Origin of the sequence: Flavobacterium sp. 9AF (assembly GCF_902506265.1) — a bacterium.
GTDB lineage: Bacteria > Bacteroidota > Bacteroidia > Flavobacteriales > Flavobacteriaceae > Flavobacterium.
In genome coordinates, this window is the sequence record NZ_LR733556.1 from 1,832,661 (window position 1) to 1,857,921 (window position 25,261).

The 25,261-nt window shown below is 30.9% G+C and carries 19 protein-coding genes; 5 read left to right on the top strand and 14 right to left on the bottom strand.

Features of this window, described 5'->3' with window-relative positions:
* The first annotated feature begins 26 nt into the window (after positions 1 to 26).
* The 5 genes from HALO113_RS08410 to HALO113_RS08430 all read left to right on the top strand — a co-directional run bounded on the left by HALO113_RS08410 (position 27) and on the right by HALO113_RS08430 (position 8,871).
* On the top strand, positions 27 to 425 hold the full coding sequence (locus HALO113_RS08410; protein ID WP_159778599.1) for a molecular chaperone Tir: 399 nt from the start codon (positions 27 to 29) through the stop codon (positions 423 to 425).
* Positions 426 to 538: 113 nt separating this feature from the next.
* Positions 539 to 1,246 (top strand): PspA/IM30 family protein, encoded by a 708-nt coding sequence (locus HALO113_RS08415; RefSeq protein WP_159778600.1) that lies wholly within the window; start codon positions 539 to 541, stop codon positions 1,244 to 1,246.
* The gene (locus HALO113_RS08420; protein ID WP_159778601.1) at positions 1,243 to 1,911 is read left to right on the top strand and encodes a hypothetical protein; all 669 of its coding nucleotides are present in this window, start codon (positions 1,243 to 1,245) and stop codon (positions 1,909 to 1,911) included. Before HALO113_RS08415 ends, HALO113_RS08420 begins: the two co-directional genes overlap by 4 nt.
* Positions 1,912 to 1,945: 34 nt before the next feature.
* Positions 1,946 to 3,958 (top strand): flotillin family protein, encoded by a 2,013-nt coding sequence (locus HALO113_RS08425; protein ID WP_159778602.1) that lies wholly within the window; start codon positions 1,946 to 1,948, stop codon positions 3,956 to 3,958.
* 104 nt (positions 3,959 to 4,062) lie between these two features.
* Entirely contained in the window at positions 4,063 to 8,871 is a 4,809-nt protein-coding gene (locus HALO113_RS08430) for a DNA repair ATPase (protein ID WP_159778603.1), read from the top strand.
* Between the two features lie 40 nt (positions 8,872 to 8,911).
* Here the strand turns inward: HALO113_RS08430 and HALO113_RS08435 are convergent, their stop codons facing one another.
* The 14 genes from HALO113_RS08435 to atpH all read right to left on the bottom strand — a co-directional run bounded on the left by HALO113_RS08435 (position 8,912) and on the right by atpH (position 25,259).
* Positions 8,912 to 10,363: a lipopolysaccharide biosynthesis protein gene (locus HALO113_RS08435; RefSeq protein WP_159778604.1), complete on the bottom strand. Its 1,452-nt coding sequence runs from the start codon at positions 10,361 to 10,363 to the stop codon at positions 8,912 to 8,914.
* A gap of 45 nt (positions 10,364 to 10,408) precedes the next feature.
* Positions 10,409 to 10,924 (bottom strand): hypothetical protein, encoded by a 516-nt coding sequence (locus HALO113_RS08440; RefSeq protein WP_159778605.1) that lies wholly within the window; start codon positions 10,922 to 10,924, stop codon positions 10,409 to 10,411.
* A 56-nt stretch (positions 10,925 to 10,980) separates the two neighbouring features.
* A complete protein-coding gene (locus HALO113_RS08445) occupies positions 10,981 to 13,329 on the bottom strand; it encodes an alpha/beta fold hydrolase (protein WP_159778606.1) in 2,349 nt (782 codons plus the stop codon).
* Positions 13,330 to 13,412: 83 nt separating this feature from the next.
* Positions 13,413 to 14,486 carry a porin gene (locus HALO113_RS08450; protein ID WP_159778607.1) on the bottom strand — a complete coding sequence of 358 codons (1,074 nt, stop codon included), beginning with the start codon at positions 14,484 to 14,486 and terminating at the stop codon, positions 13,413 to 13,415.
* A gap of 77 nt (positions 14,487 to 14,563) precedes the next feature.
* Complete coding sequence (locus HALO113_RS08455) at positions 14,564 to 15,970, bottom strand: AAA family ATPase (protein WP_159778608.1); 1,407 nt, start codon at positions 15,968 to 15,970, stop codon at positions 14,564 to 14,566.
* An 8-nt stretch (positions 15,971 to 15,978) separates the two neighbouring features.
* Complete coding sequence (locus HALO113_RS08460) at positions 15,979 to 16,710, bottom strand: phytanoyl-CoA dioxygenase family protein (protein ID WP_159778609.1); 732 nt, start codon at positions 16,708 to 16,710, stop codon at positions 15,979 to 15,981.
* 6 nt (positions 16,711 to 16,716) lie between these two features.
* On the bottom strand, positions 16,717 to 17,547 hold the full coding sequence (locus tag HALO113_RS08465) for an ATP-binding cassette domain-containing protein (protein ID WP_130733161.1): 831 nt from the start codon (positions 17,545 to 17,547) through the stop codon (positions 16,717 to 16,719).
* Between the two features lie 4 nt (positions 17,548 to 17,551).
* Positions 17,552 to 18,322 (bottom strand): ABC transporter permease, encoded by a 771-nt coding sequence (locus HALO113_RS08470; RefSeq protein WP_159778610.1) that lies wholly within the window; start codon positions 18,320 to 18,322, stop codon positions 17,552 to 17,554.
* A 51-nt stretch (positions 18,323 to 18,373) separates the two neighbouring features.
* Positions 18,374 to 20,188, bottom strand: a complete 1,815-nt coding sequence (locus HALO113_RS08475) for an OmpA family protein (protein ID WP_159778611.1) — start codon at positions 20,186 to 20,188, stop codon at positions 18,374 to 18,376.
* Positions 20,189 to 20,215: 27 nt separating this feature from the next.
* Complete coding sequence (locus HALO113_RS08480) at positions 20,216 to 21,337, bottom strand: hypothetical protein (RefSeq protein WP_159778612.1); 1,122 nt, start codon at positions 21,335 to 21,337, stop codon at positions 20,216 to 20,218.
* Positions 21,338 to 21,342: 5 nt separating this feature from the next.
* Entirely contained in the window at positions 21,343 to 22,026 is a 684-nt protein-coding gene (locus tag HALO113_RS08485; RefSeq protein ID WP_159778613.1) for a hypothetical protein, read from the bottom strand.
* 148 nt (positions 22,027 to 22,174) lie between these two features.
* Positions 22,175 to 23,032: an ATP synthase F1 subunit gamma gene (gene atpG, locus HALO113_RS08490; RefSeq protein ID WP_159778614.1), complete on the bottom strand. Its 858-nt coding sequence runs from the start codon at positions 23,030 to 23,032 to the stop codon at positions 22,175 to 22,177.
* Positions 23,033 to 23,106: 74 nt separating this feature from the next.
* Positions 23,107 to 24,681, bottom strand: a complete 1,575-nt coding sequence (gene atpA / locus HALO113_RS08495) for a F0F1 ATP synthase subunit alpha (protein WP_159778615.1) — start codon at positions 24,679 to 24,681, stop codon at positions 23,107 to 23,109.
* 44 nt (positions 24,682 to 24,725) lie between these two features.
* Entirely contained in the window at positions 24,726 to 25,259 is a 534-nt protein-coding gene (atpH, locus tag HALO113_RS08500) for an ATP synthase F1 subunit delta (protein WP_159778616.1), read from the bottom strand.
* Positions 25,260 to 25,261: the final 2 nt, after the last annotated feature.

Here is a 25,261-nt window from a genome sequence, read left to right on the forward strand (position 1 = left end):
TTATATTAAAATCTAATTCTAATAATATGAAACACTCAAAGCTTTACCTAAAAATTAAAAATTGGCTATTAGAATTAGAATACAATATTCAATTTGAAAACGAGCAACATCAAACTCTTATAATTGAAAAAGAAAGTGAAGGAATTAAAAATATGATGATTGTTATTGCTCCTCAAATATTAATTTTAGAACAATTTTTATTTCGTTGTAAGAACAATCAAAATGAGGTGTATAAACAATTACTAATTAAAAACCGAGATATTGTTCATGGTGCTTTTGTAATTGACGAAACAGGAGAAAAAGTAATTTTTAGAGACACTCTTCAAACTGAAAATTTAGATCAAAATGAACTGATAGCTACACTAAACTCATTGAGTTTGTTAATTAGTGAATATTCTAGTGAGATGATTGCTTTTAGCAAATAAATTAAAACAATAACAAATGATACTTCTTATTTTTAAAATTGCTTGCTTTTTAACAAAAATAATTTATCTGTTATTAAGATAAAATAAATATTAAACTTATAATTCATATTATCATGAACATAATAAAAAGACTTTTTAGAATTGGAAAAGCTGAAGCACACTCAGCTATTGATAGCCTTGAAAACCCTATAAAAATGACAGAGCAAGGTATTCGTGAAATGAAAGAACAATTAGATCAAAGTATACATGCCTTAGCTCAAGTAAAAGCACTTTCTATACGTAGAAAAAATGAAAAAGAAGCTTTACTAAATCAGTCAGAAGACTATCAAAATAAAGCCATGCTTTTGGTACAAAAAGGAGCAAAAGAAGAAATGCCCATTGAAGAAGCGGATCGATTAGCAAAAGAAGCACTGAAAAAGAAAGAACAATCCTTACAAGATGCACATATTGCAGATAGTGAACGTCAAAAATTGGAGAGTGATGTTGAAAAAATGCAGGTAAATATTAACTCCCTTAAATCTACTATTTCTAAGTGGGAAAGTGAATTAAAAACATTAAGAGCAAGAGTTCAAGTAAGTCAAGCTACACAAGATATTAATAAAAAAATGACTCAAATTGATTCGGATAGTACCATTTCAATGTTAGAAAAAATGAAAGATAAAGTGATTCAACAAGAAGCTCTTGCTGATGCTTATGGTCATATAGCGAATGCCTCAAAAAGTATAGATCAAGAAATAGATGATGCTATTAACACTTCCGATTCAAGAGCTGAAGAAGAATTATCAAAATTAAAAGAACAATTCAATAATAAGAGCCTATGAGTTTTAAAGAATTAATCGAAATTTCTTTTAATCCAGCAAACAGCATACTTTCTATTTTATTAATATTAAGTGTGCTGTATTGGATTTTTACCATTCTCTCTGGAGTGGGTGATTTTGATTTGGATTTGGATACGGATTTTAGTTCAGATATTGATATTGATGCCGATATTGATACTCCTGATGCCATGGTTGAAGTACCTCAAGATCCTTCCTCTTTTATTCAGTTTTTGAAATTTTTAAATTTAGATATTATTCCCATTACCTTTTTTTTAACTTTAGTATTACTTTTTACTTGGCTTATAAATGTAAATATTAGTTATTTAATTCCTTTACCCTATTGGATGTATTTTATTACTATATTACCCGCATTTATAATTAGTTTATTTGTAACAAAATACATTAGCATGCCTCTTAAACCTATTTTCAAAGAAATTAACCATAAAGGAGAAGAAGCTTATGATTATTTGGGAAGAATTGGAAAACTGAAATCGACCATTGAAAATGACAAATTAGGAATGCTTGAAATTATAATTAATAAAGACCCGATCAAATTGTTAGCAAAAAGCAAAGACGGCTCTTTGTTAAAAGAAGGTGAAAAAGTATGTATTGTGGACGAAAATCCTGATAAAAAATTTTATTTTGTTGAAAAATCATACGAATTATAAAATCATAATAAAAAAATAAATTAAAAATTACTTTATGACTACATTCTACATTACTCTTGCAGTGATTATTATTGCCTTTTTAGGTTTAATTTTTTGGATTTTATCCATGTATAAAAAAACGGTTCAAGGAGTTGTTCTTCTTAGAACTGGTTATGGTGGAGCTAAAGTCTTCTTTAATGCAGGAGTAGTAATTCCTGTTATTCATCGTTTAGAACATATGGATATTTCCGTTAAAAAATTAGAAATATCTAGAGAAGGTAAAGACGGATTGATATGTAAGGATAATATGCGTGCTGATATTCAAGTAGCTTTCTTTGTACGCGTAAACAAATCTGTTGATGATATTATAAATGTGGGTCAAACAATAGGTTGTCAAAGAGCCTCAGATATTGGTACCTTAAGAGAATTATTTGAAGCTAAATTCTCCGAAGCATTAAAAACAGTGGGTAAAAAATTCGATTTTATTGAATTATATGAAGCTCGTAGTGAATTTCGTCAAGAAATATTAAATATTATTGGTACAGATTTAAATGGATATGTTTTAGATGATTGTGCTATTGATTATTTAGAACAAACTTCTTTGCAACATTTAAATAAAGACAACATTTTAGATTCTGAAGGTATTAAAAAAATCACTGAATTAACTGCTTCGCAAAACATTAAAGCAAATTTAGTACGTAGAGAAGAAGAAAAAACAATTAAAAAACAAGATGTTGAAGCCAGAGAAACCATTCTTGAACTTGAAAAACAATTAGCAGAAAAAGAAGAACAACAACGTAGAGAAATTGCTAATATTCAAGCCAGAGAAAATGCAGAAATACTAAAAGTTGCTGAAGAAGAGCGTTTAAAATCAGAATCGGTACGAATTGCTACAGAAGAAAAATTACAAGTTGCTGAAGAAAACAAATTAAGACAAGTTGTTATTGCTGCTAAAAACAAAGAAAGAGCCGAATTAGTTGAAACTGAAAGAGTTCAAAAAGATCGATTATTAGAAGCGACTGAGAGAGAACGAGTAGTGGCATTAGCTGATATTGAAAAAGAAAAAGCGGTTGAACTTGAAAAGAAAAATATTCAAGATGTTATACGTGAACGATTAGTAAAAGAAAAAACGGTAGTTGAAGAACAGCAAAATATTTTTGATGTGGAAGCTTTAAAAGCTGCTGAAAGAGAAAAACAAGTACAATTAATCGTTGCCGCAAGAGAAGCAGAAGAAAACTTAATTGCTCAAACACGTGCTGCCGAAGCTCGTAAACAAGCCGCTGAAAAAGATGCTCAAAAGTATGTAATTGAAGCGCAAGCAAAACGCGATGCTGCTGAAAAAGAGGCGGATGCCCGTAAAATTATTGCTGAAGCGAAAGCAAAAGAAGAAGCAACTGTAGGTTTATCTGAAGCACAAGTAATGCATGCTAAAGCTGAAGCAATGGAAAAACAAGGATTTATCGAAGCTAACATTATAGAGAAAAAAGCTACAGCCAACAAACAAGAAGGCTTAGCTCAAGCCGAGGTAATCAAAGAAAAAGCTTTAGCTGAAGCTGCTGGAATTACAGAAAAAGCGGAAGCTATGAAAAAATTAAATGATGCAGGAAAAGAACATGAAGAGTTCCGATTAAAATTAGCTAAAGAAAAAGAAGTTGAATTAGCACAAATAAATATTCAAAAAGATATTGCGCAAGCGCAAGCACAAGTATTAGCTGAAGCTTTCAAAACGGCTAACATTGATATTGTGGGTGGAGATAATACTTTCTTTGAAAATGTAGTAAAACAAATTTCAACAGGTAAAGGAATTGATAAATTTATCCAACATAGTGAAAATGCACAATTAATCAAAGAATCTTTACTTTCTAATGATTCAGATGAAAATTTAGTGGGCAAAGTAATGAATATGGTCGAAAAATATAAAATCTCATCAGAAGATATTAAAAACCTAAGCATTGCATCATTAATTTTCCAATTAAAAAATGTAGCCAATGAAAATGAACAAGGAATTTTGACTCGTGCTATGAATATGGCTAAAAATTTAGGCATAGAAAATAAACCATTAAAATAAACTAAGACAAATGAAACAACAACAAGAAGGCTCTATTTAAAGCGCTTCTTGTTGTTGTATTTATTTCAATTTACAACTGTATTAAAAAATTTTACTCAAAATTAATGAGCAACGAAAAATTAAGTACGGGTACATATGAAATCATTCAAAGCAGATTGAATGACCAAAAGGAAGTTTTAATTCAACGTATTCAATCTCTAAATGAGGATCGAAAGAAAGTTTTTGGTGGAGTTGATTTTTCATTAATTGCTAATGAACGTATTTCAACTGACCAAAATTGCAATATAAAAGATATCTTTTCACTTGGTAAGTTATGCCTAGTAGGTTATAATACGCATTTAGGATTAAGGACAGAAATAAATCTTAATGATGTTTTTTCTGCTTACTTATTAAAAGATAATCGTTTTGAACCTCAACCTATACATTTTTTAGAAGATGAAAATTTTATAGAAGAATTTAAAAACCTTTATAAATACTATCGCAATACCATTTTTGTTCGTTTTCATCTTACCCAAAATTACTTATATTTTGTCTTTCAATTATCTAATAGTCCATCTGACATTAAAGCTTTTAAATGGCTAATCAAAGACAATACTTTAACTTTTGTTGATGCAAGAAGCGCTGCAGAAGTGAAATATCCTAACCAACAAGAATTTTCTTGGACTAAGGCTACTCGAGATATGCAACGAAAAGGAAGTCATCCTCATGTATCTTTAGCTGATAAAGTTTTTGTTGAAGCCATCGGTGGAGATATCACCATCAAAGTAGAAGATAACACTAGTACTGGAAAGGGGATTTATAGCGAAGATGTTATTCATAAGGATCAAACTTTAGATGATGCTGAAATTCATTTTTTTGATTATAACAATTTAGTCATTTTTAAAATTAAACCGTATCAAGAAAGTGAACGCTATTTCATTTATAATCACAAAGAGAAAAAAGTATCGCGTGTAGATTCGCTACAATATTCAATTATTTTATTGCCAGAAAATCAAGGGGTTATTTATCCAAATGGCTATGCTTTACAAACGGGTGAAATCAAAGTAATTGCTACAGAAAACAAACCTGTATATTTTAATCGTAGAATTGTAGGTATAAATGGCGAAAATTTCCTATTTGTTTTTTATGATGAACAGTCACATGATTATATTTTAATTCCCTACAATATCATTAAGCAAACTATAGAAACACCTATAAATTGCAATGGTTTCACATTGTTTGATAATGGAAAACTATCTTATTTTAAATCGAATGAAGAAACTAAACATCATTTAATTCAAATTTGGCAAACACCCTTTACTAAAGAAGTTACCATTGACGAATCGCTAAAAAATAATTTATTATATAAAATTGGAAATAAAGATTTAGTTCGCGTAATGGCAGAATGTCAAGAACTGAATATCTTATTATCTAAAAAAGATTCCTACTCAGGTTTGTATAACGATATTGTTAAACAAGCCACCATAATTTTAGACAGCTACTATTTTTTAGGTGAAAAAGAAATTCATCAATTAAACGAACCTTTATTAGAAATCAGAAAAATTGCTCATGCAGCCATTAATGAGTTTGAAAAAGCACAAGAAATAAAAAACAAAACAGCGCAAACACTTGAAGAATTAGAAGCAAAATGTGAACAAATCTTATCAGATACCCATTTGGTTTCATATCATTCTTTGGATCAATTTATTGCAATTTTAGCGCAAATACGTGGTTTAAGAGGTGAGCTAATTAGTGCTAAAGAATTAAAATATGCTGACATTTTATTAATAGAATCGCTTGAGAAACAATTACAAGATAGAGCTAATGAACTTTCTAATGCTTGTGTTTCGTTTCTTTTACAAGAAGATGCGCTTATTCCATATCAAGAAAAGGTAAGTGAAATAAATAATTTAATTACTCATCTAACTAAAACCATTGACGCAAAACCTTTAGAAAATGATATTGATGATTTAGCCATTCAATTAGAATTATTAGTAGATATCGTAAATAATTTAAAAATAGAAGACGCCTCTCACTCTACTCAAATTATTGAGAATATTTCATTAATTTTTGCTCAAATCAATCAACAACGAGTAGAATTATCTAATAAAAAGAAAGCCATTTCTGGAAAAGAACTTTCAGCCGATTTTAAAGCACAAATTACCTTGTTTGACCAAGCGGTTATCAATTTCTTAGAACTTGCCAATACTTCAGAAAAATGCGAAGATTTTCTAAATAAACTTTCTATTCAGTTAGAAGAAATGGAAGCAAAGTTTGTCGACTTTGATGATTTTATTCTACAAATTAATGATAAAAGAGAAGAAGTATATGGGCATTTTCAAACCAAAAGTGTACAATTAACCGAGGCAAAAAACAAAAGAACTACTCAATTGTTCCAATCAGCTGAACGCATTTTAAAAGGCGTAAAAAATAAAGCAACTAACTTTTCAACTGAAATAGAAATTAATGGTTACTTTGCTTCTGATTTAATGATTGAAAAAGTTCGTGATATTGCGAGTCAATTAAAAGATTTAAACGACAGTAATAAAGCTGAAGAAATAAATACTTTATTAAAAACAGCACAGCAAGAATCCATTAGAAAATTAAAAGATAAAAATGAGATTTATGAAGATGGCGATGCTGTAATTGCTTTTGGAGATTACAAATTTGCTGTAAACAAACAAAAATTAGATTTAACTTTGGTTTTAAAAGACCAACAATACTTCTATCATTTAACCGGAACCAACTTTTACCAACCTATCGAGTTTAAAGAAATAGATAATTATAAAGAAGTTTGGAATCAAGAATATATTTCTGAAAATCAAAAAGTAAAACGATTTGAATATATGGCTTGGGAAATCTTTCTAGAGCAACAAGATATTGTTCCCGAGTCTGTAAACAAACAAATAGTTCAGGAGTTTATGACTTCTCATTTTGGTGAAGGTTTAGTTAAAGGGGTTCATGATGCGGATGCTTTGATTCTTTTACAAAATTTACAACAATTAAATAATCAATTGGGCCTTTTAAAATATACCCCATCAGAAAGGGCTTTAGCACAATTATTTTGGTTTTTCTTAGAAGAAGAAGACAAAGTCTTTTATGAAAAACAATTCAGCGCTGTACGCTTGTTAAAAGAAACGTTTGCTAATGCCGAACAGTTTAAATATTTAAATAAACGTCTTTCAGAAAAAATTGAAGAATTCAATACTTCATTTGATGGTTTTGATTTTGTTTCTGCTTATCGATCTGCTGTATATCTCAAAGAAGAAAATAGAAATGCATTTTCTATTTCTAGAATAGCAGCAGATATTTATGAAAGTTTTTTTAAAAGTTTAAAAGAAAAAGGAAAAGACATCGTTTTTATCAATCAAATTAAGGATTTATACAATTATCCTTCCGCTTGCTACAGTATTGTAGAAAATGCTTTACAAACATTTATAATTGAAGGAAATTATAGCATTTCTCATAGTATTATAGAAGAAGTAGCTGCTTTTGTATTGACGCAAAATTATCACCCAGATCAAATAGTAAATGTCAATTCGTCTGTTGAAATTACTGAGTTAAAATCATTAGAAAACAATTTTGTTTATGTATTAGATTATTATGAGTTTTCCTCTCGTCTTGATTATTTTCATTCTAAACTTAAACCATTATTTTTAGACTTACAACTACTTAAAAAACAATGGATTGAAAAAAAGAAAAAAGAAATTAAACTGCATACATTCCATTCTCAAGTACTAACTTCGTTTGTGAGAAATAAGTTAATCAATGATGTATATTTCCCATTAATAGGTGCTAATTTATCCAAACAATTAGGCGCATTAGGAGAAAATAAAAGAACCGATAGAATGGGAATGCTTTTATTAATTTCGCCACCTGGATATGGTAAAACTACTTTAATGGAATACATTGCTGATCGAATGGGATTAGTATTTATGAAAATTAATGGTCCTTCTATTGGCCATGACATTACTTCAACAGATCCAAATGAAGCTAAAAATGCTGGAGCCAAACAAGAATTAGATAAATTGAATCTTGCCTTTGAAATGGGAGATAATGTAATGCTATATTTAGACGATATTCAACATTGTAATCCAGAATTTTTGCAAAAATTTATTTCTTTAGCTGATGGACAAAGAAAAATTGAAGGAATTTATAATGGAGAAGCCAAAACTTATGATTTACGATCCAAACGTTTCTGCTTAGTAATGGCAGGAAATCCTTATACTGAAAGTGGGGATAAATTTCAAATTCCAGATATGTTAGCTAATCGAGCTGACACTTACAATTTAGGTGACATTTCAGGGGCAAGAAACGATTTGTTTGATCTAAGTTTAATTGAAAATGCCTTAATGTCGAACGAATTCATGGTCAGATTAACACAACCTGCCTATCAAAATTTGTATAAATTATATAATGCTATTATGGAAAATAATACTAACTATGATTTAGAAGGTAATTTTTCATCACAAGAAATAGAAGATTTTAAACAAGTTTTACTAAAAACCATCCAAGTAAGAAATACCGTTCTAAAAGCTAATGCTTTGTACATCAAATCTGCTGCTATGGCTGATGAATATCGAAATGAACCTAATTTTAAATTACAAGGCTCTTATCGTGACATGAATAAGTTAGTAGCAAAAATTCAGCCTATTTTAACTGAAAAAGAAGTAGAAACTATTGTTTTAAATCATTATCAAAATGAATCTCAAACTTTAACCACTGGTGCTGAAGCTAACTTATTAAAGTTAAAAGAATTGATGCAAATTCAAACTGAAGACGAACAAAAGCGTTGGGAGGAAATCAAAACTACTTTTATGAAAAACAAAGTATTAAAAGGGTTAGGTGGTGATGATAGAATGGCTCAAATTGTAGCTTTACTTTCTGAATTTTCAGAAGGTTTGAATGGCATTAAAGAGGTATTAAAGAAATAAAAATAAAGACTCCTATATTTATATTAAAATTAGGAGGTCTTTATTTTCTTTTTAAAATTTTATTGACCAATATTTGTTCCTTTTTATACACAAAATAAGCATAAAACAAAATTGCAATTATTCCAAAAATATACGTTTCTCTTAAAATTTCTATATAGAAAGACAAAGCACTTAAAATAATAGATAATCCTAAATACATAACTATTTTACTTTTATCATAAGGTATGGGATATTTTTTTTGACCTAACTTATACGATATAAACATCATCGTTCCATAGGCTAAAATAGTAGCTATTGCAGAACCTACAAATCCAATAAGTGGTATTAAAATTATATTTAAAAGTAAAGTGACTATTGCTCCAACTATTGAAATATAGGCCCCAATTTTTGTTTTATCGATTAATTTATACCAAACGGAAAGATTGGTATAAATGCCTAAAAAGAAATTAGCTATAACAATTAAAGGCACAATATTCATCGCCATCCAATATTCTGATTTTGGCACTAATAGCAACTTTAAAACATCCGCAAATACAATAACTCCTAAGGAAATAAAGGAACCAAAAATGACAAAGTATTTTGTGATTTCAGCGTAGGTTTGAGGCGCATTTTCATTTTTAGCATGACTAAAGAAAAAGGGTTCAATACCTAATGTATAAGCCGTTCTGAAAAGCACCATAAACATTCCTATTTTATAACAAGCAGAATAGGCTCCAATATCGGATAAAGGAACATGCATCCATTTTAAGAGAATCTTATCAAAATGTTCATTAATAGCAAAGGCAATTCCTGCTATTAAAATAGGAAATCCATAATGAATCATTCTTTTCCAAAGTAAAGTGTCAAATTTCCAATGCAACTTGAAATAATTTGGTAACAAAACAACCAAAGTAAATAAACTAGCTATTAAATTTGAAATAAAAATATACCCTATTTGAAAATCTGCAACATAAATACTTCTTAAAAAACTTATCTCTTCCTGCCATTTGGGTAACAATACGATAAAGAAAACATTCAATACTAAATTAATAGCTACGTTAGCAATTTTTATGGCTGCATATTTTATAGGTCTTCCTTCGGCTCTTAATTTTGAAAATGGAATGATTACTAATGCATCTAAAGCTAAGATTAAAAGGGTATAAAAAATATAATCCTCTTTTATTTCACTCCATTGAGCAATATTTTGTCTAAAAATAAATCCTAAAATTAAAAATACAACGGTAGAAATCAAAAGAGAAATTGTACTGGTAGAGATAACCTTTTGTTTATTCTCTTCTGTATTATAAAAACGAAAAAAGGCCGTTTCCATTCCATAAGACAAAACCACATTAAAAAAAATCAGATAAGAAAAAATTACAGAAACTTCACCGTATTCTTCAGCTGGCATGTAATCGACATATAGTCTTACCAATAGAAAACTTAACATTCTAGGTAAAACCGTTGCTATACCATAAATGGCTGTTTGATTTAGAAGTTTTTTATACAGACTCAATTGAAAAATAGTTTATCTCGAAACAAAAGTAATTAAATCTTTTGTTTATTCCTCATTATTCTTTGGCTTCATAGATGGATAAGCTAATAACTCCTTCTCCTTTACATTTTCAAACTTTTGAACTATCCTCTTGTTATTTACTGTAAATGTAATAATTGCTTCATTGGTCTTTAATTTAGTTGCTGGAGCCTGATTTCCATATTCTTTCTGCGGATTTTCATCAAGTATCATATCATTTAATGGTGTTCTCATGTGAGCCACATAACTGGTCTCCGAAATTTTTTCAATTATTGCATCATAAACATCGTATCTTACATTTTCTAGAAAAATATCTTTGTTTAATGCTTCCTTTAATTCAATATAAAAATCGATGCCACTTCCTCCTCCTTTAATTCCAGCCACCCATTTTTGATAATATAATTCCTTAATTGGTAAAAGGGTATCTTGAGAATTATTTTCTTGGATTACAACCACCTTTTCTTGGTGTGCAACCCTTTCTTTTGTACTATTACAAGAAATGATAGATATGAAACTTATAAACCAGCTAATACATTTATACATTCTATTATTTTATTTTAATTATAATTAAAAACTAGCAAAAAAAGAGCCAAAAACAACTAATCCTTATTTAATAACGTTTCATTAAATAAGTTTAGTATTCTACTGTACTCATCTATCCAAGAATAGGTCTCTTTAAAACCATGTTCTTCTACTGGAAAAATGGCTAAGTCCCAATTTTTCTTTTTTAGTTCTATAAATCGTTGCGATAAACGTACTACATCTTGAAATTGTACATTATCATCAACCATTCCGTGTAGCATTACTAATCGATCTTGTAAATTTTCCGCAAAGTAAATTGGAGAGCTTCTTCTATAAGCGATACTATCCGTTTCTGGAAAATTCAAAATATTTGCGGTATACCCTTGATTATAATGCGCCCAATCGGTAACCGAACGCAATGCTGCACCCGCTTTAAATGTATTCGGCTGGGTTAATAAAGCCATTAGTGTAATAAAACCACCATAAGATCCACCGTAAATACCCACTTTATTGGCGTCTATTCCTAAAGTATTGACCAAGTATTCTTTTCCATCTAATTGATCGGATAAATCTAAACCACCCATATGCCTGTAGATTCCTGTTCTTACTGCTCTACCATAACCATCACTTCCTCTATAATCGATATCTAAAACGGTATATCCTAAATCGGATAATAAATTATGAAACATATATTCTCTGTGATACGAACTCCAGTAATTGTGTGCATTTTGCAAATAACCAGCACCATGAACAAAAATCACAGCTGCTTTATTCTTGTTCTCTTCCTTTGGTTGATACAATCTCGCATTCACTGATGCTCCGTCTTTCGCTTTAAAAGTAATCACCTCTGGAGTTTTCCAAGAATACGCTTCAAAGGCTTTAGTAGTAGAATGTGTAATTTGTTTTAAGGTTGCTTTTTCTTTCGTATCAGCCACATATATTTCCCATGGTTTATTTTTATAAGAATAACGTACCGCCATTTTTTTCTCATCTGGAGAAAGCACCACTTCATGTGCTCCATCTGCATTTAAAATAGGAGTTATTTTTTTAGAAGCAATCTCTAACTTATAAAATTCTCTATTCCCAGGATGATTCGTATTCGTTGTTATATAAAAGCTTTTTCCGTCAAGCGAAAGTGACGCTTCTCTAACTTCCCAATTCCCAGTTGTAAGTTGGTTTTTCTTCTTTGTGTTTAAATTGATGGTATACAAGTGAGAAAAGCCTGAAGCTTCCGATTGAAAATAAACCGTTTCTCCATCATTTAAAAAGCCTAAAACACCACCTCCAAAAGAATAATTTGGTATTCCAGGTCCACCTATCCAAGCTTCATCATGCTGATGATCTACTTCCGTAATTTTTCCTGTTGCTAAGTCTAAAGTCATAATCCACCTGTCTTTATTATCTTGACTTCTAGCTTCAAAAACTGCTTTCGTTCCTTTTTTATTATATATAGGTGCTACCATAACGATTGGCTTTTCTGATGCTTCTTTTTCTTTTAATTCGGGATACTCTTGATAGTATTCAGGATGTTTTTTAATCCCTGATAAATGCGCAAATGACACATAATAAACCGTATCTTTTTCGATATCAAAAATTCCCATTCTATGAGAACTTAGGTTAGTGACTGAAACTTTTGAACGAGCCGATTCACTTTTTGTATAGCCATTTTCCGTAATAAAATGTTCCACATTCGTTTCTTTGGAATTCGGATAATCGGATAATCGAAAGGTGACAAACTTTCCATCTGGAGAAGGTTTTAATTGTTCTAAAGAAGCACCTCCATAAAAGATGGATTTAGGTAAATCAGAAGGATTCTTTTTGGATTTTTCGGCAAACCAATCATTTTTTGCTTTATTATCTTTTATATATTGAAATAACTCCTCTTGTTGTTTTTCTAAATAAGTAGGTTCCTTTTCTTTTTTGGAACTTTCGGAACCGGTTCTGAAATTAGTTATTTGTTTAAAGTAGAAATCTTTGGTATTCAATTGATATACATTTCGGTTCATTTGAAAAAAAACAATCGCTGGATCAACCGCTCTTTCCACTGCATAAATGCGCTCGTTTGAAAGATAAACAGGCTTGCTTTTTTTTGTCTTTTTATCATAACAATATAAGTTGCCTCTTTTTGTATAAAATACTTCTTCAAATTCTCTTTGAGATTCCATATTTACAGTAGAATAATCAAAGGTATTTTCATCCAACACTTTTGGCTCTTGCATTCCAGATTGCCAATAATAGGTACTTGCTGAAATTTCATTTTTGGGATTCCATTCAAAATAAAGTGTATTCCCATCGGCAGACCAACGTTGATTATAGGGTTGATGACCAATAAAATCATCTCCTTTCATGATTTCTTCTAAGGGAAGGGTTTGTGCTTGTACAAATACTGAGGAGAAAATAAAAAGAGAGAAAAAGTACTTTTTCATGCTATTGTTTTTGGTAGAAACAAATATAAAAAATAAAAAAGAGCCAAATTTCTTTGACTCTTAATCTATATGATAAAGATTTGTTAAAACTCAAAAGCTAGAGAGGTTGCAACAAAAAAGTTGGTTGTCGTTGTGCCTGTATCTTTTGTAAAAATAGGTTCATCAGAATCAAACCATTTTGCTTCCGTTCTTAATTTTAATTTAGAATTTGGAATAAAATCTATATTAAAAGAAGCGCCAAATACTTCAAAAGGAGCACCTACTCCTACAATCACGTTCTCTTGATCTTCGAAATATTCTGCTCTAGCAGCCACATTCCATTTTTGAGAAATGGCATATTGCGTTATTAAAGTAATCGTTTTCCAATCTTGGAAATCATCTCCTGCTAAGTTTCTTTGGTAACCCATATCAAAACCAGCAATTGTTTTCCATTTGTCATTCCAAGCATAATCCACATACAAATCGTTGAAATATCTTGTTCTTAAAACATCTACTGCAACCGGTTCGTCACCGATAAAAGTACTCCAATTAATGGTTGTTTTTTCATTGGGTGTATACACTACTTGTGTTCCAAAAGTAGGCAATGCTTTATTATTTGGTTTTTCTATACGTTGCCAACCATTTGTAGTAACAAAAGCCAAACTCCAAGAATCATTAGGTGCATAGTTGTATTTTACACCTGTGAAATAAAAAGGAGAGCTTTCAGCCATAATCGAACGTGTTAACGTAAGATTAGAAAAAGTTGAAGCGGATTCAAACCCAATATAAGAAGGCATAATACCGGCTTCGACTACATGTTTTTTATCTGAATCTAAATAAACCCCTAAATAAGCTTCATGGAATAATTTTAAACTTTCAGCGGTATAATTATCGTCTACATAAGTACCTGCTTGAATGGCAATATTAGCATACACATTTTCATAACTAATTGTAGAGCGTAACATTCCAATATTGATATTAAATTCATTATGTCTACTGTGATTGTAAATCCATCCTAAGCGTGTAGGTGAGGTGGGTTGATTGAAATCGTAACCATAAAACGCTTCTAAATATCCAGAAACATCAATTTTTACTTTACTTTCCTCTGGATTTGTTTCTTGAGCGAAAACACCCGTTGTAATAACTAAAAATAGGGCTTTTAAAAAATTCTTATTCATTGTATATAATTAAATTAGATATAAAATTGGATGGGTTCATCCAATTCAAGTGGGTTAAAAAATGGCTTTTTGTCTTTTTATTCTTCTTGTTTTTTATAAAAGACTTGCGCTACGGTTTCCATAGGTTCTGGAATGTCTTCTTCTGTAATGGTGCGCAATGCTTTTTTAGAAATTCTTTTTAGCAAGACAATTCTATTGGCTTGTTTTTGAATCACTTTTTCAAAAACATTTCTTATCACTCTGGCATTACCAAAACTATCATCTCGTTTTTCAAATAACAGTTCAAAGGTATCTTTTAGCTTTTCTTTGGCTTCCTCAGTTAGAATAAAATCTGATTTTTTACAATAGATTTCAAAAATGGCAAATAACTCATCTGGTGAAAAATGATCAAAATGAAAATAACGATTAAAACGAGAACGCAATCCTGGATTAGAATCTATGAATACTTGCATGGGTTCATCATAACCTGCCACCACAACTGCAAAATCATCTCGGAAATCTTCCATTCGTTTCAACAAGGTATTGACCGCTTCCGCACCATAATCATTCCCTAGATTCTGACTTAAAGCATAGGCTTCGTCTATAAATAAAACACCTCCTTTGGCTTCAGTTACGATGGCATCCACTTTAGTAGCAGTTTGTCCTACATAACCTGCCACCATACCTTCCCGATCGGTTTCAATCATTTGTCCTTGAGATAAAAAATCCAATTGTTTGAAAATTCTTCCCAGTAAACGAGCTACCGTTGTTTTTCCTGTTCCTGGAGGACCAAGAAAAACAGTATGCAAGGTAATTTCAATGTTTTTCAATCCTTGAGCGGTTCTTTTCTGTTGCACTTTTAAAAGATTAACCAATTCCGAAACGTCTTTTTTTACATTTTCCAAACCAATTAACTCGTGCAATTCTTCTAACACTTTTTCTAAGGAATCGTTTTCTACTTCATACTCTTGATGCAAATTAAAATCGACTCCTAAAATTGCAGCTGTATTTTGATTTTTATGAATATCAAAGTCACAAACTAAAGCTAAAAAAGAAGCAAAAATTTGCTGCATTTCTTTCCATTTGTGATGCTTCTTTTGTTTCAGATACTGCAACAAATAGGTTTTGCTTTGGCTTAAATCAAATAAAATATTCTCTTGTAGAATTGTGTTGAAATGACTTTTAAAAGCATTGGTTGCGACCAATTTATTTAAGTTTTCCAATTCCTTTTCGTCTGCAAAATGTTGATTTCGAATAGCATCATAATAATACGCCAATCCAAACTGTGCTTTTTCAGAAAGATTTTTAACTTTACTAAATACATAAATCAAATCTGAAAGGAGTATTTTCTCTGTTTTTAATAAAAGTTTGTGATCGCCTTTTTGAGGCAACAATGTATTTATTTCCGAAATGGTTTGAGTTTCGTTATTTATGGCATCACAAACTGCTAAAGCTTCTGAAGTAGCTTTTTTGAGTTGGTGAATATAATCTACTGTTATTGTCATGAATGTATTTAATTGATGCTGTTTTTTTCTGCCCAAGACAAACTATTGGGTAATTTCATCGTTGAAAATTCGATATGAATAACTCTTCTTCTTGAAGCATTCGTTGTTCTGTTTGAAGCATGAAATAATAAGGGTTTCATTATCATGACACCACCTTTTGCAACATTACAACTTATTTCATTTCTTTCATTTAAATTTAATTCTTCTAAACGAATGATTCCGTTTTTGTGTGATTTAGGAATTATTTTTAATGCTCCATTTTCTTCATTGGTATCGTCTAAATGAATTCTCATGGTAACAATATTTTTTAAAATTTCCTCATTGGGTTGCACCGAAAATTGATTTTGTTTCACCGTCCAATTCGAAAAACCATCAATCTCTAATTTCTTATTAACGGAAATAGTTAAATCTTGATGATAGGCTACAAACCAATTCGATTCTTCAGGTTTATCAAAATAAATGGATTTTACCACAAAATAATTTTTACCAAAAAAACTCTCTAAAATATTTTTTAAAGTAGCATTAAAAAGTAATTTTTCAACGGAAGGTATTTCTTTTAAAAATTGACGAATAGCAAATAAATCTTTGGTTTTTCGAAAAGTTTCTTTTGAAGAATTACTTTCTCTTTCAATTTCCTTTCTAATAGCTTCTATCTCATTGGAAGAAAAAACAGCATCAATTACAGCATAGCCATTTGTTTGAACTTCTTCAACATATTTTTTTGTACTTCTATCAACCATAAAAAACTACGAAAGCATCATTTGATTGATAATTTGCTTGGTTAAGTGTAAATGTTCTTCTCCAAATTCTTTCCAAGCCAAGCCCAATTCTCGTAAATCGAATTTTGCAACAATAGAACCGTATTTTTGTTTTTCACCGTTTACTGTTGGGTAACCAATAACATAAATTACTTGAGCCAGTTCTACTGCTAATTCAATATCATGTGTAGAGAAAATAATCGTATTGTATTCCGAAGTAGAATTTAATAAATCGAAGGATTTTTTTACTTCAATAATATTTCCTACATCAAGTCCTGAAAAAGGTTCGTCCATAACGATGAACTGATCTGAAGAAAAAAGCTGTTCAATAATTGCTGTTCGTTGTCTTTGTCCGCCTGATAATTCATTAGGATACTTATCCGCGAAATTATCTAACCCCCATTTGTGCAAATATTCGATGATTTTTTCTTCCTTTTCAGCATCCGTTAAGCTCGTTTTTCGCAACGCAAATTTTAAGGTTTGATGTACTGTTTTATGTCTAAACAGTGTATATTTTTGGTCTACAAAACCAATATCTCCTTCTTTAATTTCTTTGGCAGCACCTTCTTCATTACTGGTAAAATCTTTAATTAAAATTTTTCCTGTTTTGGGTTCCACCAAACCAGTTAAAGCCTTAAAAAAAGTAGATTTTCCTCTTCCAGAACGGCCTACCACAGCAATCACTTGAGACGTACTGTTATGTCCTTCTCTCACGACATCTTTTTCAACTAAATTGATGTCTTTAATAATAATAGTGTCATCATAAGCAACACTAAGATTTTCTACATATAAAAGCGTTTCCTTGTATTCGAAATCCATAAATTTATATTTTAGAGTATCTAAAAAGTGCTCTTCTTAGAAAGTTAATAAACCAATCTAAGGACAACCCAATTAATAAAATAATAATTTGTAACGCGATGATTCTTCCATGATTCATGAACTTATCAGAATTTTTAATTAAAAATCCAAGTCCGCCTGAAGCTACTACTATAGATTCAACCGTTACAAGCATCATCCAAGTAATCGCTAGATTTTGACGAATCACATCAATTACATAATCTAGCCTTCCTAATACAATAACTTGCCAAAGCACCTCAAAACGATTGCATTTTAACGTTTTAGCATGATCAAATTCTTCTTGAGGAATGTCTTTAACCACAGCAATTAAAGAGGTTGTTAAGAAAGTCGTTAAGAAAATGACCATAATCCAGATTTGCATGTTTCTTGCATCGTGAATGACCATTGCTACATAGAAGGACAAACCTGTAAAAGGTAAAAAACGAAACTTTGTAACAAATTCAGAAATTGGTTTTAATAAAGGAATGGGCCAACTATATGCAAAAAGCAATGCAATAGTTGTGGCTAAAAAAATGGAAAGGAAACACAATTTCAACGAATTGAAAATATGCACCACTAAACCTTCATTATAAAGTTCAGAAAATCCTTTAAAAACTTGTTGTGGGTTTGGAAACAAATGTTTTTCACCAGATGTTCCAACAAACCAAAGTACTAGTAAAAGTACAATCCAAGCTACCAGAATTATCGTTTTCTTTGACTTAGAGATTGTCTGAAAAGGGGTAATTAATTGTATCATGTTATAATAAAAAGAGCTATCAAATACTGATAGCTCTTACTTTTAGTTTATTTATTTCAATAAAGTAATCACTACTCTTCTGTTTTTCGCTTTTCCTTCAGCAGTGCTATTATCTGCTGTAGGCTCATTAGCACCTTTTCCATCAATCATTTGGAAACGATTCAATGGAATACCTTTCTTTCTTAAATAATCTACAACTGCTTCTGCTCTGTCTTTAGATAATTTAATGTTTGAATCTGGATTACCCACATTATCAGTATGCCCAACAATCGTTAATTTCGTATTTTCAGCCTGAATTAATAGGTTGTAAATTTTTTCCAATTCGCTAGAAGAACTTGTTGAAATTTGAGCACTACCTGTATTAAAGTTAATTCTCCATTCCCCTGAAGCCATTACTTCCGTTGCTTGTTCTGTATAATCTGCCTTTTCTGGAGCAGTAGATTGGATATCGTTAATATTTTTAAGGTAAAATAAATTTACAGCATCTTCATAAGCTGATACTTTACCTACGTTTTCATTAAATCCAAATGGATTCAACTCCGTTAAATAAGTCCCAACTTGGTTATAAACCGATTTATATCTATTTACGCCATCAGACAAACCAAAATATTGCATGGCATCCAAGTAATTGAATACTTTAGAACCACCCATATTATAGGTTAATCCGTTTTTAGTTCCTTGTTGTCCTTTGAACATATCGTACCAATATTTAGGGCTTTCCATTTGGTATGTATCTGTTACCGCTTCAGAAGCTCTTACTCTCCAATCGTCATAATTTTTCATTTGATTAGACGCTGTTAAAGCCGATTTTAAAATATTTGAAACAATTTCCGGATTTTGACTTGCCCATTCTTTTAACCCAATTAAGACTGTTGGCATTTGGTTGTTAAATTCTTTTGTAGAAACAATATCCACAAAACCAGATAATTTATCAAAAACCAATTTATCACCGGGTGTCCAAGTAGCACAACCATCAATCTTTCTATTTACTGATTTTCCAGTTAATTTTCCATTAGAAACTTCTTTTAAAGAAACAGTCCAACCTGTAGTTTGAGATTTAATCAATTCTTCAGCCGATTTGATGTAATCATCGTTTTCAGAAGGATAAATATTAACTGCATCCGCATCATAAGTTGCTGGATCTGGGTTTACTTTTAAACCGTTTGCGAAACAATAGTTAACTGTAGTAACCCAATCACCATCACCTAAAACGGCAGAAATAACAGCACCTTTCATAGTTTGTGGATCTGTTTTCCAGCTTGGTGGTCCAATTAGTTTATCTTCACCATAACTCATCCCTACAGCACCCATTACTTGTAAATGATATTTGTCTTTTCCATATTTTTCGTCTAATGATTTTTGTACCGAACTGATATAAAAAGGAGCGCCATCACCCATAATCATTACAGCGAATGCACTTTTATCTGATGTTGGAAATTTAGCACCTTGATCAAATTCTTCAATAAATTTCATTTGCATATTGCGTAATTCAGACAACCAATCTTGACGAATGATTTCTAAGTTTACGCCATTTTTTTCCATTAGAGAACCTTTTGTTGTTTTTGGTCCACCATTAGAAACGATAATTCCAGATTGCGCATTCCAAGCATAACCCGCGATTCTTACTAACGGTTTATTGCTTACTTCGTTTGAAATATCTTTTGTAGGCAATTCAATTTTATCAGCATTTACCACATTGTTTACTTCCGCTTTGTCTAAAGTAATTCCGTCTAATTTTTTTGAAACTTCAGTTCTAAGTCCTGGAGATAAAAAATAGATTGCTCCTAAAATTCCTCCTATACCAAGAATAACAATAAGTAATTCTGATAATGTCGTAAGTTTATTTGTTCTAAGAATTTTTCCCATTATGTATAAAAAATTTAGTTTTAGTTGTTAAAATATATCTCCAAAGCCACCTGCGTTTTGCTTGTCTTCTTTGGACATTTTGTAATTTGGATTCGAATATTTAGTTGAATCTGGGATGGTATTATCACCGGTTTTAATTTTATCTGCTAAAGAATCTAAACGAGAATACAGTTCATCATTATCCACTGAATATTGAGACGTTAAAGTGTCTATATCTAATAAATTTTCTGATGTTCTTGCAATATCTTGAGCAATGGTTGAAGTTACTACTTCTAATGCATACTCTAATTCCCAGTCTTTGGTAAACATCATGGCATTTTTAGCACTTTCAGTAGCTGCTTTTGCATTTTTAGCAAATTCATACTCTTTTCTAAGCATGGTAATTGTGGCATCAAAATCGGCAATTTTAATATCTATAGCTGTTCCTGCCAAAGTTAATTTTCTGTCCATTTTACCTAAGACATTTGCTCTCACTCCATATTTCTGAATAAAACTTTTGCTTTGCTCATATTGATTTGAAATACGTTGCGAATTACTTAATTTCTTAGCCAATTCACTTTGCAAGGCTACATATTCATCCGTATCTTTTGCTCCAGCACCGTGTTGCCTAACCATTTCGTCCATTGCTGATTTTAATTTTTCAGATTGACGTTGCAAGCTTAATAATTCTTCTTGATAATCTTTGGCTTCTTTTTCAGATTTTGAAGCTTCCATTTCCATTTCATTTTTAAGCCCTTTCAGTTTTGCTTTGGTATTCTTAAAAACTTCACGGTTTTTAATCATTTTTTGTTTTTGTTCCTCTAACTCATTAAAAGGATTGCTTTGAATTAAAGCTTTATGAATATTTTTAGCCGTAAAACGCAACGCTTTCATAATTACAGGGAACATAATTACTAAGAAAATCAAGAAAATAGCGGTGGCAGATAATGCGATTACTTGACCTAACATAGTAAATAAAGGCGGAATAATATAAGTCCATGTTAAATAACCTCCAATTCCTAATAATCCGAGAGCGATTGCCCAAAAAAGTCCTTTTTCTCCTTTTTTTAATGAATTTGCTTTTAATGCAATTTCCCCTTTAGATTCATCAAAGTGCTTTAAAATTGGTAATTCTAATAAAGTACTTTTCTCTTGTTCGTATTTATTCATTGATTTTATAAGTATTGATTGATTCCGCTTATGACTAAATTGATTGAATCCACAATTTTTTGTTTCGCAAAATTATTGGCTTCTATTTTTAATTGCAATTCTCTAAGTTCTTGTTCGTTTTTACTATCGATATTTGCTAATAAAGATTTCTTTTCTTGCAATTCTTGCTGCATTTGAAGAATTTTAGCTTCCAAATCAGAAATTGAAACTGTTAAAGATTCTTTTTCTTTTTGAACCAAATTGCTTAAATCCTGTTTTTTCGCATTACCTGTAGTATCATATTTAGTATGTACCTTGTTAATTTCTTCAATATAAAACTTCGATTTTTCTAATAAATATTCTTTCGTTAAATCGGGTTTTATGGATTTACCCATCATAAAAGCCATCTGATAACTTTGCGGATTTGTGATTCCAACTGCTACAACAGATTTGTACATTTCGAAAAAATCAAAATTATCTAAATTTAACGATTCAAATCCTTTTTCATATACATTTAAAATTTCGTTTACAAAAGGGTTCGCAAAATTATCCTGAGATACTTGTGCAATTTTTTCTTCTGGAAATTTATTAATGTGAGTCGTTTGATTAGATAAATTAGGTTGGGTTACTTTTGTAGATTCTTCTTTTTTAGTATCATTTTCAGTTTCGTTTATAAATAAACTTTTCCAATTAAAACCTTCTTTTGACATGAATTAAGTATTATTTGTTTTTAATTATACGCAAAAACTTTGTTAAAGTTACAATTTTAAAAAAAATTCTTGAGTATAGTATTTCAAATATAAATAAAAAAGGCTATTTGGTTTCCCAAATAGCCTAATAAATATATTATAAATAAAACTAACTATTTAAAGCTTCAGCACCTCCTACAATTTCTAGAATTTCTCCAGTAATAGCCGCTTGACGCGCTTTATTATATGTTAATTTTAATTGATTTCTCAATGCTGTTGCATTATCAGTAGCTTTATGCATTGCTGTCATCCTAGCTCCGTGTTCTGATGCAAAAGAATCTCTAACTGCTTTATATAATTGCGTTTTTAAAGATTTTGGTATTAAAGTTAATACAATTTCTTCTTTTGAAGGTTCAAAAATATAATCTGATGAAATTTCTTCACCTCCTGAAATTGGCGCAAGTGGTAAAAATTGTTCTGTTTTAACAACTTGAGTGGCAGCATTTTTAAAATGGTTGTAAACCAATTCGATTTTATCATACTCACCAGCTACAAATTTATCCATTAAAACCTGAGCAACATCAGCTACATTTTCAAAAGTTAATTGATCAAAAATGGCACTTTGATTCTCAACAACTTTATTCGTTTTCTTTAAAACATCATTTCCTTTTTTACCAATTGCAAAAATATCAACGGTTTTTCCTTTATAAAATTCAGTACGACTTTTAACTTCTTTAATAACATTTGAGTTAAAAGCACCACATAAACCTCTGTTAGATGTTATGGCAACGATAAGCACTTTATGTACCTCTCTTTGTTCAGCAAAAGCTCCTCCAGTGTTTCCATCTAGAGTAGCACTTAAGTTTTGTAATAATTCCGTTAATTTTTCTGCATAAGGACGCATTGCAGTAATAGCATCTTGGGCTTTTTTAAGCTTTGCAGCAGAAACCATTTTCATCGCAGACGTAATCTGCATCGTAGATGAAACGGAACTAATTCTATTTCTAATTTCCTTTAAGTTTGCCATTTTTTTAATTTGTCAATTTGACAATTATCAATGTGTCAATTGATTAATCGACACATTGACTAATTGAAAATTAATTAATATTTTGCAGAAATTTCTTTTGCTACTTTAGCTAAAACATCGGTAATATTATCATCAAATTTACCTGCTTTTAATGCATCTAAAGTATCTCTGTGTTTTGCATTTAAATATGCTAAGAAATCTTTTTCAAATTCTTTTACTTTTTCTACTGGAACATCTTTTAATAAGTTTTTTGAACCAGCATAAATAATAGCCACTTGATCTTCTACAGTAAATGGATCATTTACTGCTTGTTTTAAGATTTCTACGTTACGTTTTCCTTTTTCAATTACATTTAAAGTAACGGCATCTAAATCAGAACCAAATTTAGCGAAAGCTTCTAACTCACGATATTGTGCTTGGTCTAATTTTAAAGTACCTGCTACTTTTTTCATCGATTTAATTTGAGCATTACCTCCTACACGAGATACAGAAATACCTACGTTAATTGCAGGACGAACCCCAGAGTTGAATAAATCACCATCTAAGAAAATCTGTCCGTCAGTAATAGAGATAACGTTTGTAGGGATATATGCAGAAACGTCACCAGCTTGTGTTTCAATGATTGGTAAAGCTGTTAATGAACCACCACCTTTAACGATTGGTTTTAACGATTCAGGTAAATCGTTCATGTTTTTAGCAATATCATCATCAGCAATCACTTTAGCAGCACGCTCTAATAATCTTGAGTGTAAGTAGAATACGTCTCCAGGATAAGCCTCACGTCCTGGTGGTCTTCTTAATAATAAAGACACCTCACGGTATGCTACCGCTTGTTTTGATAAATCATCATAAATGATTAATGCAGGACGACCTGTATCACGGAAATATTCTCCAATTGATGCACCAGCGAATGGAGCATAAACTTGCATTGCAGCAGGGTCAGAAGCATTAGCAGCAACAATTACTGTGTAAGCCATAGCTCCTTTTTCCTCTAATGTTTTTGCAATTGCAGCAACTGTAGAAGCTTTTTGACCTACAGCTACATATATACAATATACTGGTTTCCCAGCATCATAAAATTCTTTTTGATTTAAGATGGTGTCAATACAAACTGTTGTTTTACCTGTTTGACGGTCACCAATAACTAACTCACGTTGTCCTCTACCCACTGGAATCATCGCATCAATTGCTTTGATACCTGTTTGTAATGGTTCTGTAACTGGTTGACGGAAGATAACTCCAGGCGCTTTTCTTTCTAATGGCATCTCATATAACTCACCACCAATTGCACCTTTACCATCGATTGGGTTACCTAAAGTATCTACAACACGACCTACGATTTCTTCACCTACTTTAAGAGATGCAATACGTTGTGTTCTTTTTACATTTGAACCTTCTCTTATACCAGTAGATGGTCCTAATAATACCACACCAACATTGTCTTCTTCTAAGTTCAATACAATTCCTTCCAATCCATTATCAAATTGAACTAACTCACCGTATTGAGCATTAGATAATCCATACACACGTGCAATACCGTCACCTACTTGAAGTACTGTTCCAACTTCTTCTAATGAAGTACCAGATTGAAAACCTGATAATTGCTTTTTTAATATTGCTGATATCTCAGCAGGTTTAATTTCAGCCATTTTAATTTATAATTTTAACACTTAAAGAAGTGCGATCACTATTATTAATTACTAAACTCTCTTTTTAATTGTTGTAAACTATTTACAACAGAAGCATTATATTGTTTGTCACCTATTCGTAATACAAACCCACCAATAATAGATGGATCTACAATATTCTTAAGTGTTATTTTTTTATTTGAAAAACTAGCAATCTTAGCTAATACTTTTTCTTCTAAATCTTTTGTAATTGGAAATGCTGTAGTAACTATAGCAGTTTCCATATTATTCAATTCATCAAACAAAGTATTGTACTGAGAAGCAATGGTTGCTAAAATTTCGAATCTGCTATTTTCTTGTAGCAAACGAAATAATTCTTTAGTTTCTCCTTGTGCTGAAGCAAATACTTCAGATATAGCAGCAAACTTAGTAGGCCCTTTTACAACAGGACTTTTCAAAAAATCTTTCAATTCTTTGCTTTCTTTTACAGCAGCAACAATTTGTAACATATCGTTATTTACTTGTGCTGTTGTATTGTTTGCTTGTGCAATATCTAGAATAGCCTTAGCATATCGGATAGCTGCTCTACTGGTTGCCATAA

Bases quoted from the DNA above. Each gene is read 5' to 3' on its own strand.
- HALO113_RS08445 (WP_159778606.1), bottom strand. From the start codon at position 13,329: ATGAAAAAGTACTTTTTCTCTCTTTTTATTTTCTCCTCAGTATTTGTA.
- HALO113_RS08480 (WP_159778612.1), bottom strand. From the start codon at position 21,337: ATGAATAAATACGAACAAGAGAAAAGTACTTTATTAGAATTACCAATT.
- HALO113_RS08420 (WP_159778601.1), top strand. From the start codon at position 1,243: ATGAGTTTTAAAGAATTAATCGAAATTTCTTTTAATCCAGCAAACAGC.
- atpA (WP_159778615.1), bottom strand. From the start codon at position 24,681: ATGGCTGAAATTAAACCTGCTGAGATATCAGCAATATTAAAAAAGCAA.
- HALO113_RS08440 (WP_159778605.1), bottom strand. From the start codon at position 10,924: ATGTATAAATGTATTAGCTGGTTTATAAGTTTCATATCTATCATTTCT.
- HALO113_RS08470 (WP_159778610.1), bottom strand. From the start codon at position 18,322: ATGATACAATTAATTACCCCTTTTCAGACAATCTCTAAGTCAAAGAAA.
- HALO113_RS08455 (WP_159778608.1), bottom strand. From the start codon at position 15,970: ATGACAATAACAGTAGATTATATTCACCAACTCAAAAAAGCTACTTCA.
- HALO113_RS08460 (WP_159778609.1), bottom strand. From the start codon at position 16,710: ATGGTTGATAGAAGTACAAAAAAATATGTTGAAGAAGTTCAAACAAAT.
- atpG (WP_159778614.1), bottom strand. From the start codon at position 23,032: ATGGCAAACTTAAAGGAAATTAGAAATAGAATTAGTTCCGTTTCATCT.
- HALO113_RS08465 (WP_130733161.1), bottom strand. From the start codon at position 17,547: ATGGATTTCGAATACAAGGAAACGCTTTTATATGTAGAAAATCTTAGT.
- HALO113_RS08415 (WP_159778600.1), top strand. From the start codon at position 539: ATGAACATAATAAAAAGACTTTTTAGAATTGGAAAAGCTGAAGCACAC.
- HALO113_RS08410 (WP_159778599.1), top strand. From the start codon at position 27: ATGAAACACTCAAAGCTTTACCTAAAAATTAAAAATTGGCTATTAGAA.
- HALO113_RS08475 (WP_159778611.1), bottom strand. From the start codon at position 20,188: ATGGGAAAAATTCTTAGAACAAATAAACTTACGACATTATCAGAATTA.
- HALO113_RS08485 (WP_159778613.1), bottom strand. From the start codon at position 22,026: ATGTCAAAAGAAGGTTTTAATTGGAAAAGTTTATTTATAAACGAAACT.
- HALO113_RS08425 (WP_159778602.1), top strand. From the start codon at position 1,946: ATGACTACATTCTACATTACTCTTGCAGTGATTATTATTGCCTTTTTA.
- HALO113_RS08450 (WP_159778607.1), bottom strand. From the start codon at position 14,486: ATGAATAAGAATTTTTTAAAAGCCCTATTTTTAGTTATTACAACGGGT.
- HALO113_RS08430 (WP_159778603.1), top strand. From the start codon at position 4,063: ATGAGCAACGAAAAATTAAGTACGGGTACATATGAAATCATTCAAAGC.
- atpH (WP_159778616.1), bottom strand. From the start codon at position 25,259: ATGGCAACCAGTAGAGCAGCTATCCGATATGCTAAGGCTATTCTAGAT.